Source organism: Photorhabdus heterorhabditis, assembly GCF_018448905.1.
In the GTDB taxonomy this organism is placed as follows: Bacteria; Pseudomonadota; Gammaproteobacteria; order Enterobacterales; family Enterobacteriaceae; genus Photorhabdus; species Photorhabdus heterorhabditis.
This window is the reverse complement of sequence record NZ_RCWA01000050.1, coordinates 16,558-27,368: the sequence shown is the minus strand read 5'-3', so window position 1 is coordinate 27,368 and position 10,811 is coordinate 16,558. Positions and strand designations below refer to the sequence as shown.

Annotated in this window: 10 protein-coding genes, 3 tRNA genes and 1 pseudogene; 3 read left to right on the top strand and 11 right to left on the bottom strand. The window is 40.2% G+C overall.

Annotated elements, in window-relative coordinates; genetic code table 11:
• Nucleotides 1-74: 74 nt before the first annotated feature.
• From EAE89_RS20425 to EAE89_RS20415, 3 genes are all read right to left on the bottom strand, one after another.
• Nucleotides 75-281, bottom strand: coding sequence for a hypothetical protein (locus tag EAE89_RS20425; protein WP_214086508.1), 207 nt, complete (start codon nucleotides 279-281; stop codon nucleotides 75-77).
• Between the two features lie 15 nt (nucleotides 282-296).
• On the bottom strand, nucleotides 297-911 hold the full coding sequence (locus EAE89_RS20420) for a hypothetical protein (protein WP_149617276.1): 615 nt from the start codon (nucleotides 909-911) through the stop codon (nucleotides 297-299).
• A gap of 602 nt (nucleotides 912-1,513) precedes the next feature.
• Nucleotides 1,514-3,772, bottom strand: a complete 2,259-nt coding sequence (locus tag EAE89_RS20415; RefSeq protein ID WP_214086507.1) for a toprim domain-containing protein — start codon at nucleotides 3,770-3,772, stop codon at nucleotides 1,514-1,516.
• 239 nt (nucleotides 3,773-4,011) lie between these two features.
• Between EAE89_RS20415 and EAE89_RS20410 the strand changes: the two genes are divergently transcribed.
• Nucleotides 4,012-4,185: a hypothetical protein gene (locus EAE89_RS20410; protein WP_214086506.1), complete on the top strand. Its 174-nt coding sequence runs from the start codon at nucleotides 4,012-4,014 to the stop codon at nucleotides 4,183-4,185.
• Nucleotides 4,186-4,328: 143 nt separating this feature from the next.
• Here EAE89_RS20410 and EAE89_RS20405 read toward each other — a convergent pair whose 3' ends face one another.
• The 8 genes and pseudogenes from EAE89_RS20405 to uvrY all read right to left on the bottom strand — a co-directional run bounded on the left by EAE89_RS20405 (nucleotide 4,329) and on the right by uvrY (nucleotide 9,083).
• Nucleotides 4,329-4,535, bottom strand: a complete 207-nt coding sequence (locus EAE89_RS20405; protein ID WP_047685675.1) for a helix-turn-helix transcriptional regulator — start codon at nucleotides 4,533-4,535, stop codon at nucleotides 4,329-4,331.
• 612 nt (nucleotides 4,536-5,147) lie between these two features.
• Nucleotides 5,148-5,483, bottom strand: a pseudogene (locus tag EAE89_RS20400) (tyrosine-type recombinase/integrase); the annotation flags it as partial.
• A gap of 87 nt (nucleotides 5,484-5,570) precedes the next feature.
• Nucleotides 5,571-5,657 (bottom strand) — tRNA-Leu (locus tag EAE89_RS20395).
• 6 nt (nucleotides 5,658-5,663) lie between these two features.
• Nucleotides 5,664-5,737: transfer RNA gene (locus EAE89_RS20390), tRNA-Cys, on the bottom strand.
• Between the two features lie 38 nt (nucleotides 5,738-5,775).
• Nucleotides 5,776-5,851: transfer RNA gene (locus EAE89_RS20385), tRNA-Gly, on the bottom strand.
• Between the two features lie 144 nt (nucleotides 5,852-5,995).
• Nucleotides 5,996-6,544, bottom strand: a complete 549-nt coding sequence (pgsA, locus tag EAE89_RS20380) for a CDP-diacylglycerol--glycerol-3-phosphate 3-phosphatidyltransferase (protein ID WP_054480462.1) — start codon at nucleotides 6,542-6,544, stop codon at nucleotides 5,996-5,998.
• A 57-nt stretch (nucleotides 6,545-6,601) separates the two neighbouring features.
• Nucleotides 6,602-8,434 (bottom strand): excinuclease ABC subunit UvrC, encoded by a 1,833-nt coding sequence (gene uvrC / locus EAE89_RS20375; RefSeq protein WP_214086505.1) that lies wholly within the window; start codon nucleotides 8,432-8,434, stop codon nucleotides 6,602-6,604.
• Nucleotides 8,418-9,083 (bottom strand): UvrY/SirA/GacA family response regulator transcription factor, encoded by a 666-nt coding sequence (gene uvrY / locus EAE89_RS20370; protein ID WP_054480468.1) that lies wholly within the window; start codon nucleotides 9,081-9,083, stop codon nucleotides 8,418-8,420. The genes uvrC and uvrY overlap by 17 nt, the downstream gene beginning before the upstream one ends.
• Nucleotides 9,084-9,515: 432 nt before the next feature.
• On the opposite strand from uvrY, the gene EAE89_RS24055 reads away from it, so the two are divergent.
• Together EAE89_RS24055 and EAE89_RS20365 are read left to right on the top strand one after the other, a co-directional pair.
• Nucleotides 9,516-9,653, top strand: a complete 138-nt coding sequence (locus tag EAE89_RS24055; RefSeq protein WP_223178578.1) for a DUF2594 family protein — start codon at nucleotides 9,516-9,518, stop codon at nucleotides 9,651-9,653.
• 662 nt (nucleotides 9,654-10,315) lie between these two features.
• Nucleotides 10,316-10,744: a universal stress protein gene (locus EAE89_RS20365; protein WP_054480460.1), complete on the top strand. Its 429-nt coding sequence runs from the start codon at nucleotides 10,316-10,318 to the stop codon at nucleotides 10,742-10,744.
• Nucleotides 10,745-10,811 lie beyond the last annotated feature (67 nt).

The following is a 10,811-nucleotide window of genomic DNA, read 5'->3' as shown; positions in this document are numbered from 1 at the left end:
GTTTCTTTAACAACGGCGAGGTGTTCAATCAGAGTCATCATTGAGCTATCTGAAGAGAAATAAGCGTGATTAGATCATGTCATTACTCTACTTTCAATAGGCGTTAAAAAAGTATGCTCGCGCCCTGGGGGGCATACAGCACATGGTTTTCCAGCAGCATAATTTACATCTTGATCTGGATAAGCAGTTCCATTGATAAGATCCACTTTATTTTCTTTTAATCGGCTATTGTCGTTAGCTATATCCATTAATAGTTTTTCTGTCGAATTTTCTGGTGTCATATTTAAAATCCCTTTTTATTTAATTGCATACTGTTCAATATAAATTGAATAACTTAAATCATCTATTTTTAATGCTGATAAATCAGCTAACACTTCGGCTGTTAAGCGATATTGGCCATATAAGTATGGGGTTCCAAAATCCACTAAGCTAAATAAATTATTACCTTTCCATCCAGAAGAAGATGTTATCTTAGTATGAATTTTTTCATATACAATGGTCTCTGTTAAATCATCATTGATTTTATATATTTTTATATCCAAGATGGGTTTATCTTTAATGTCATGTATAGGGCCGTTATCTCTAAATATATCACTAATATAGAATCCTAAATTAGAATCTTTTCGCGTCTTGATATTCAACCTGATCTTAGGTGATGGAGTGTTGGCAGGCAAAAGATAGAAAAGCTTAGGTGTAGGTTGAGGAACCTTCCAAAACACCAATTCTACTTTTTCCCCTTTTTTATACAGTTCAATTGGAGTTTCGATTGCGTGGTAACCACCAAGTGTAGTTGGTTTAGGATTTAAAAAAAAGTAAGGATCTTCCGTGGGGGGACGCATCCATTGGATTAGCATTACAATACCTGCTCCCAAAAAAACAGCCATAACCAATAACATAGTGCTTTTCACCATAATTTTTTGTTCCATCAGAAGTGAAGAAAATTTAGGGTTCCGTTTCACAGAATAAGTTAAGGTGTATACAGAACAAGATATAACAGAATTATTTATCTATTCAAGTCTGGATATCAACACATCAAGAGAATTGTTATTAAGCTCTATACTTAAACAAAATTAGTCAATTAGTGAATTTTAATTTCGTGTAATACAAAAGATTAAAGCCAGACTGACGCGCTACGCTTGTCTTCTCCGAGTTACCGGGCTAATACATTAACCCGGTAACTCGGAGAGCTGAAAAACACCTGCCAGAAAAGATTCTTATTTAACCCACCCTATTAAAGAATTAGTGATAAAACTGTTCACCTATTCACTTTTAAATATTTTTATTTAAATTCATAATGTTAAGTGGTGATAACCTGAAATCAAACTCATCATTACTCTTCAACTAACCCTTCACCTCAAACTTGAAAAAATGGTGAACAGGGTTGAATACTTGCGAACAGTTTAAAAATAACTATCAACCCTATAATAGATTGATATATCTGGTTTAAATTACAGAGTGAATAATGGTGAACACTTTTTTATATTTCTTTGAAAAATGTCTGTACAAGAAAAAATTATTCTTCTGGTTGGTCATTCCTTGTTATTTTTGGCATCCATTCATTAGCTGTGTCGACATTGAGGTTCATATTGCTGCGAATGCCGTATTTGCTTTTCTGGCGCAGGTAATGCAGCCCATACACTGCCAGTGCGCCCGGCATATCCATGCTAAAACGCGTTACGGAAACAGGTTTATTCAGATTATTGCCTTTCATATAAGCAAGGTAGGCGTGATAAAGGTATTTGCGAGGATTGAACGGCATAATTTCCGCATTGCCGATTAACCGGCCATCAGCTTCATCGGACGCAATCAGATGGCCGCAGAAATCGACCAGTGGATCGGCGAACCGATGCAGCAAGTGTCGGATAATTACGGGCAATTCTGCTGCGATTTTATCCCGCAACCGTGGATCACGTTCATTTTCTGGCACAACTTCGGAAAAGTTGAAAATGACCCGACGCCGCGACACACCACCACTGCGATCACTGAAACTCATGGCGTTATTGTTCACTGCCAGTACGACAGCAGGAATACGGGTTGAATAGGGTTGTTTGTGCTTCGGATCAATAGCAACTTCATCACCGCCTGTAATGGCCTTAATACCGGAGCCATCTCCTACATAGCGAGTCTGATCTGGCAGGATAATCAACGAATATCCGACAATCAACGCCCGTTCCCGTGGGTTTTCCAGAGCAGCCATACTGGCGGAAACGGTGTTGCCTTTGCCTGCCAGCATAGCGCAGATTTCAGCAAAGATGCTTTTTCCACTGCCTCCGGCGCCGGTGACTTCCAGAAAAAGCTGCCAGTCATAACGGTTCGCCAGCACCATAAACAGTGTCGCCAATACACGATTGAACTTGTTTTCACAGTTGGCTGTTGCCCGATTCAGCCAGTGCCAGAACTGTGGCGCATGGTTTTTCAGGGTTTCCCCAAAAATGGGGGAATTGAATTCAACATCATTAGCAAGTAGCAACCAGTCACTTTTACGATGTGACCGGAACTGGCAGATTTTCAGGTCAAACACGCCATTATTGAACCCGATTAAATGGCGCTTTGGCGGTTGCATCATGGGAAGCTGTAATTTCAGTGCATCCACGGCAGAGCTAATACCATGCGGTGAGTACGGCAGCTTTTCTTCCATAAAGGCCGCCACCATTTCCCGTTTTAAATCACGGTCACTGACCGGACGCCAGACAATACCGTCATAGTGATGAACGCTTTCCGAAGCGCCATCCAGTGCCAAATTGCCGTCATAACGTGCCAATAGCACTTCCCCGCGCTGGCTGGCTCCCATCTGGCATAATGTCAACTTTGAAGGCTCGGCATCATTGGTCTGAGTAGTTGCTTTTTTCTTGGTTGATGTCGGTTGATAAAGTCCCTGAGAAAAGGCCAGTTTTGCCATTTCCACACCATGTTGCTGGCGATAATCGTCCCAGTCGGCTTTATGTTCTGTCGGAGGCAACGTAATCCAGCCATTAACTGCAAGGGCAGCTTTTTCTGCCGAGATCTTGCCGATATTCACTTTTGGTTTGCCGTTCTTATCCAGTTCGCCGGGGCTGTGCCAGTCATTATCAGCAGCAAAGATGATTTTCGTGTCAAGCCATCGTTCCCGAACTGATTGAGCGACAGAGAGCAAATTACCTGTATCCAGTGCCGCCAGAACAATACCTTTATAGAGTTGGTTAACTGTGAGCGCAGTGGCATAACCTTCGGTAATAATTACTGTATCGGAGTACTCTTCCAGCTTTGATAAGGCAATAAATGATCCTTTCTTCTGGCGGCCAGAGAGTAATTTTTTCTCGCCATTGGGCTTAATGATCTGTGCGCCTGTGACTTTTTTATCTAATGTTGTCAGTGTCAACACTATCGAATTATCGGACAACAGCCGCTGACCAGGGCAATGCAGCCCTTTTGCGGTCAGGTAGGGAGATTGCCCGGCGACAGTTTGCGCCATCAGTGCCGTCACTCTTTCAGCAATCGACTGTGTTGTTTGAATGCTTTCCCTAGTTGGCTTGGGTTCTGGCACAGGTAATGCCAGCGTATCCGCAATAACTTTTTCTGCTTCAAGAATTGAGATCCCTTTGGTTTTTGCCACTAAATCCAGCCCATCACCATAGTTTGGGGCGTCACATTGGCGACAATGCCAGTTGCCATGATGATGGTCGTCAATAAAGTGAAAACGGTCAGTACCACCGCAGACAGGGCAAGCGCCATGTTTCCCCTTTGCGGGAATGTCGATACCGCATGCAGGCAGCAGATTTTCCCAATGGTACATAAGCGGATCTTTTCACGGTCTGAATCAGATCGGGCGGTTTTTGTCCGTCTGTTTTATCTGAAGATGTAAATTTAGGGCGAGTTTGGTTATGCTGTGTATCAGCCATTATCGTTATCTTTCAACGGTTATTGGTCAGACGGCCTGTATGTGTTGCGAGTACTACGGGGCGTTGTTTTATTTGGTTACTAAAATTAAAATGGTCATTACCATGTAATTTAAAATATCCTTGGGTAATTACCATGTCAACACAAAAAGAAAAACGATCTCCACAATACCAAATGAGATTAACGGAAGAATTCAGGCAACAACTTGAAGAACAAACAAAAGCCGATGGTGATGCTTCCCTTGCTACATGGATCAAGCGCATACTCCGTAAAGAACTCCAATCGCGTGGTATTGAACCCAAAGGTTGAACCAACCAACAGTGAGTCAGGAGGATAGCTCCCATACCGCTATCCTTTTTTCGTTTAAATAACAATTGCAAGATTTGTCTATCTCTCAATGAATGGATTACCCGCATCGTGAACTCATGCACCAAAATTCAGTCAGCACGCTATCAGGAGCGGGATTCAGCAATACGCTGATCGACCCAGCCATCAATTTCTGATTCAATAAACGCAACCGAACGAGGGCCGATTTTGACTTGCTTCGGGAATTTATCTTCTTTAATGAGCCTGTAGATCCATGCCTTGCTGTAGCCCGTTCTGCGCTGAACTTCTGGCAGGCGAATAAGACTTTCTTTAGATGTTGTCATTGTTGGCATGTATACCCCCTGTGATCGAGTCCTTGAAATGCCTTAGTGGACGTTATTTGACGACAGAGGGATTATTTAAAAATTCAGATTAATTGAAAGCGTAAACTCTTTAACCAATTCGTAAAATTAATTGCTGTCTATTGACTGTATAAAAAGCAACCTTATGTGCCACGGGAACAGCAGCCTAAAAAAACACCATACCATATATATAGCTGTGATGGTAAATTTAACTAAATGAAAAATAAGGAAAATGCATGATGAGTCAGGGTATGGGATTTTTAGTTGATTACACACTGTATTAAAAATAGTCTTTGTTGTCCTGGGCAACAAAGTTTAAAAAAACACCTTTTGCATAAAGGTTAATCAAAAGAAAGATAAGATAATTCATTGACAAGATCAGAATATGGAATTCTTACCTGTTTATGCTCTACATAAAAAACAGGCTATGCTGGCACTGCCAGCAAAGGTTAAAAAAACATCATATGATGATTGCCATAACAAAGGATAGGATGCGGAGTTTTTAGCTGGCTATGTATTGTGTGAAAAGTAGACTCTGTTGGCACTGCCAACAAAGTCTAAAAAATCATCATGAACTCAATACGTTCTGAGCATTAATCCATGTTATTTTCGGCGTTTTTTCGCAAAATCATACGGTGTGACATGTTTTTCTCGGTTGGCATCCAGATAATCCGCCCACCATTGCACCATCAACCGCCGTTCGTCCAGATGTTTAGAGGTGTGAATATAGGCGGCTCTGACGTTCTTTCTTTCCATATGGCTTAACTGGCGTTCGATGGCATCATTGTTCCATAATCCCGATTCCCCCATTGCACCGCGAGCCATTGTTCTGAACCCGTGCCCACAAACGTCTGTTTTGGTGTCGTAGCCCATGCCACACAAAGCATTATTAACCGTGCTTTCGCTCATAACTTTTTGTGGATCGTGATCGTTAGGGAACGTAGACCTAAAAAGAAAAGACCTGATTGATTTATCAGGTCTTTCTAAGAGTTAGTTTACTAGAGTAGACGTTAGTAAACTTATGTTTGGTGCCCAGGGCGGGACTTGAACCCGCACAGCCTTACAGCCGAGGGATTTTAAATCCCTTGTGTCTACCGATTTCACCACCTGGGCTGAATCTGGAGGCGCGTCCCGGAGTCGAACCGAGGTTGACGGATTTGCAATCCGCTGCATGGCCACTCTGCCAACGCGCCTTAATATCAGCAACTCATCGTCTTGCCGACTAGTTTTTTGGAGCGGGAAACGAGACTCGAACTCGCGACCCCAACCTTGGCAAGGTTGTGCTCTACCAACTGAGCTATTCCCGCACCGCTCCGAACTGGCTGATTTACTTATTTGTTTTCGTAAACCTCATGTGCCGTTCGATGCGTTGCATTCTACTTACTTAACGTATCGAGTCAATACAATTATTGTTACGATGCGTTTGTTCGGTGTTTTTTACGTCAGTTCGATCAAGCTTCACGCAAATCAGACCATGCCGCGTTTACATATTGAAACATTGACCAAAATGTCATCACTGTAGCAACGTAAAGTAATATGAATCCACCAAGTTCGAATTCAAAATTAGGGCGCCATAATAAAGCGACTAATGCTGCCATTTGAGCTGTGGTTTTTATTTTACCCATCCAGGAAACGGCAACATTACTGCGTTTCCCCAATTCGGCCATCCATTCTCTAAGCGAAGAGATGATAATTTCACGTGCTATCATGGTTGCGGCAGGTAATGTTATCCACCAGGTATGATAATGCTCGCAAACTAATACTAATGCGGCTGCAACCATGATTTTGTCAGCGACAGGATCAAGAAATGCGCCAAAGCGGGTGGTCTGTTTCCAAAGGCGGGCAAGGAAACCGTCAAACCAGTCTGTCGCCGCAGCGACAATAAAAATTATGGCACAAACCATCGGCGCCCATTTGAATGGCAAATAAAATGCCAGTATGAAAAATGGGATCAAGACAATGCGGAACAGAGTGAGCCATGTTGGTATATTTAATTGCATAGTGCTTCTTAACTATCTGGCTATAGTGGAGTTTATAAGTATGGTGCATCAATGCACTTAGTGTTTCAATGCATTATGAATTTTTTCTGCTAATGCATAGGAAATAGTCGGTATTTTTGCGATCTCTTCTACATTTGCGTTGCGCAAAGGCTGTAAACCTCCCATATATTTTAGTAACATTTGCCGGCGTTTTGGGCCAATACCTTCAATGGATTCAAGGGTACTGGTATTTTTAACTTTAGCTCTACGCTGGCGGTGCCCGGTTATTGCATGATTATGTGATTCGTCACGAATATGCTGAATAACATGCAGGGCAGGAGAGTCCGGTGGTAATGCCATACTTTCACCTCCAGCAGCAAAAAACAGTGTTTCAAGCCCCGCTTTGCGATCGCTTCCTTTGGCAACACCTATCAATTGAGGATGCGTTTTATCCCATTTAACATCAAGAGATTGGAATACGTTGATTGCCTGAGCCAACTGGCCTTTACCGCCATCAATAAAAATAATGTCGGGAATTTTTGACTCGTCCAATGCCTTACCGTATCGACGGCGCAATACTTGATTCATCGCTGCGTAATCATCACCTGGAGTAATACTACTAATATTATAGCGCCGATATTCAGAACGTAGTGGGCCATTGCTGTCAAAAACGACACAAGATGCAACAGTTTGTTCCCCCATAGTGTGACTGATATCAAAACATTCCATTCTTTGAATTTTTGCCAAATTAACTAATTTGGCGAGAGAGTCCAATCTTTGATGAATAGTTGATTGTTGAGATAAGCGAGTAACCAGAGCTGTGGCGGCATTTGTACGGGCGAGTTTCAGATAACGAGCTCTGTCTCCACGAGGCCGGGTTTGAATATGAATTTTTCGGCCAGATATTTCAGATAAAGAATCAGACAGAATTTCTTTTTCTTGCAGCGCAAAATCTAGCAAAATCTCTGATGGCAGAGCCCGGTTTTGACTGCCTTGTAAATAAAATTGACCAAGAAATGTTTGTACAATCTCGTTAAGCTCTGTCCCGGCAGGTATTTTAGGGTAATAACTGCGGCTACCCAGTACTTTGCCTTGACGTATAAATAGTACATGTAAACAAGCCATTCCCGCTTCAAATGCAATGCTTATGACATCCAAATCATCGTCTGTTCCTGAAACAAATTGCCTTTCAGTGACCTGACGAACAGCCTGAATTTGATCACGATATTTTGCAGCATCTTCAAATTTTAGTCTCTGACTTGCTGCTTCCATGCGGTTAATTAATCGGGTTAAAACTTGTTGATCTTTGCCTGAAAGAAATAGGCGAATATAATCAACTTGTTGCTGATATTCTTCTTCGCTCACTAATCCTTTAACGCAAGGCCCAAGACATCGGCCAATTTGATATTGCAGACATGGACGGGAGCGATTGCGGTAGACACTATCTTCACATTGTCGGATAGGAAAAAGTTTTTGTAGTAAGATTAATGATTCACGTACTGCATGAGAATTTGGGAATGGGCCGAAGTATTCACCCTTAGAATGTTTGGCGCCCCGATGCATTGCCAGCCGGGGATGTTTATCTGAGCTGAGAAAAATATAAGGGTAAGATTTATCATCTCGTAGCAAAACATTATATCGGGGTTGATGCAGCTTGATGTAATTATGTTCCAATAACAGCGCTTCTGTTTCTGTGTGAGTGACAGTAACATCTATTTGAATAATGTTTTTGACTAAAGATTCAGTTTTGCGGCTGGTCACTTGCGCCCGAAAATAACTGGAAAGCCGTTTTTTTAAATCCTTAGCTTTGCCGACATAAATAACTGTCCCCGAAGTGTCATACATTCGATAAACACCAGGCTGACTGGTTACTGTTTTTAAAAACGCTTTTGAATCAAATTGTTCCGTCACTATTTAATAGACTCTCTGTGTCGAACAGCCCATAGCGTATTGCCATATGCGTTAATTCTACATCACCGTTGATATTTAGTTTACTAAACATTCTGTAGCGATAGCTATTGACGGTTTTTGGGCTGAGGTTAAGTTGTTCGGAAATATCACTGACCTTTTGCCCCCTTGTGATCATCAGCATAATCTGTAATTCACGATCAGACAGGCAACTTAATGGATTTTCTTTCTGTGGGTTAATCTGACTAAGTGCCATTTGCTGGGCAATATCGGGAGCTATATAGCGCTGACCCGCATTCACAGTACGAATCGCATTGATCATATCTTGAGGGGTAGAGGCTTTACTGAGATATCCCCTAGCTCCAGCTTGCATTACCTTCATTGGTAATGGGTTTTCAGTATAGATAGTCAGCATAATTACACGGATATCGGGGCAATAACGCAAGATTCTTTTTGTCGCCTCTAGGCCGCCAATACCCGGCATATTCATGTCCATTAACACGATATCTGCTTTATTGACTCGGCACCATTTTATCGCATCTTCACCACAGTTGACTTCTCCTGTAACTGTTATCCCTTTCACGTCATCAAGAATACGTTTTACACCAACTCTGACCAATTCATGATCATCGACTAACAAAACATTAATCAAAAAAGTGTCTCCAACTGGCCCTATGTTCATACAATGGGCTTTATTGATATTGCGTGTGTATTAAATCTGCTTCAGAAGAGTTAACCTCAGTAATCTATTTTTTGAATTTTTAATAAAGACTATATAAAACAATAAAATAGGGAAGTTCTCCCAAAAACTCATCTGGAATGTGGACATTATACTTATATCTCCAAAAGACAAAAGAGAATTGTCTTATATAGTTATATGTATTATTTATTCGTAATAAAGATATCCTGTATATTCTGATTATAATAGAATTAATGACTGTATAAATATTTGCGAAATAAATAGTTTTAACAAGAAATTAACATTTGTTTTTGCTGGTCTATTTATGTAGTGTATAAAAATAAGGGGTAAATTATATGACATAGTTATTATTTTCATGACGTAATTAATGCTTAAGTAACGACTATAAGTAAAATTGATCTCATCTCACGGTTCGATACTGAAATTCTGGCAACAGAGGTAGCATGTTTAAAAGTTCTGCTAGCTTTAGATCAAAAAATTTTCGATTTTAAAAGCTTCAGATTTTTGAAATCATGGAGTTAAGCAGAAGTAGGGCAAATCATACTTAATCGGGAATTTGTTATTGTTTTTGTTTATCAAATAATGCTATTTTTGAAAATATCTTTCTTTTCCTATCCATACAAAGATATTTTTATTTATCGTTAATTTTACTGTTCAACATAAATATGAATATTTAATAATATTTACTTCGATAAGACGCTTGTTTTTTGTTGTGACTGTCAGATGAATATTATGTATGTAAAATATTGAGATTTTTATTTTATTGTAAGAAACAGATGATATATTGAATAAAGGCATTAATTTATTTTTCTTGCTACAGGAAAAATCTGGATATGTTTTTACGACAAATAGTAATAAGTTTATAATGATGAGCATTAATTTTCTTACTTTATAAGCAAAAATGCCATGAGAAAAGTATTGATTACAGATCTTATCAATATGAAATATATACCCAATAGATTTCAAGTTGCAGTGCGGCGGCAAGAGAACGCGTCCCCAGGAGCATAGATAACTCTGTGACTGGGGTAAGTGAACGCAGCCAACAAAGCAGCAGCTTGAAAGATGACGGGTATAAATGTTTTCTGTTATTTTTTCATCTTATTGAATAACTCATAGTAATTAATAAAATATTGAGTATACTAAGATAATAGTCTGGTTTGGTATGTAAATATAGGAGAGTGCGTATGTACAACACTATTTTAGTACCGGTAGATATTTCAGAAGATGAACTAACGAGTAAGGCTGTTAAGCATGCTCTGTCTTTAGCTAAAGAAACAGGCGCGAAGCTTCATATTCTTCATGTATTACCAGTCTCATCTGCGATTGTTAATGCATATTCATTGGGATATGAGGAAATTAAGGATAAAGCGACAGTTAAAGCAGAGAATGATTTAAAAATGCTGCTCGATACAATAGATTTTCCTGATGAAAGGCTATCCTATTCTATTGCCTTTGGTTCGCCGAGAGATGAAATAGTAGAAGCTGCTACAGAAATTAGCGCTGATCTTATTGTTATTGGCTCAAGGAGGCCCAATATCTCCACCCATTTATTGGGATCTAATGCCGCAGGTGTTGTTAAATATTCGAAAATTTCTGTTTTGGTTGTTAGGTAGGATAGTAAAAATTTAATTGATAAATTGGCTAGCCATCTTTGGATGGCTTACCATATATATCAGTAGG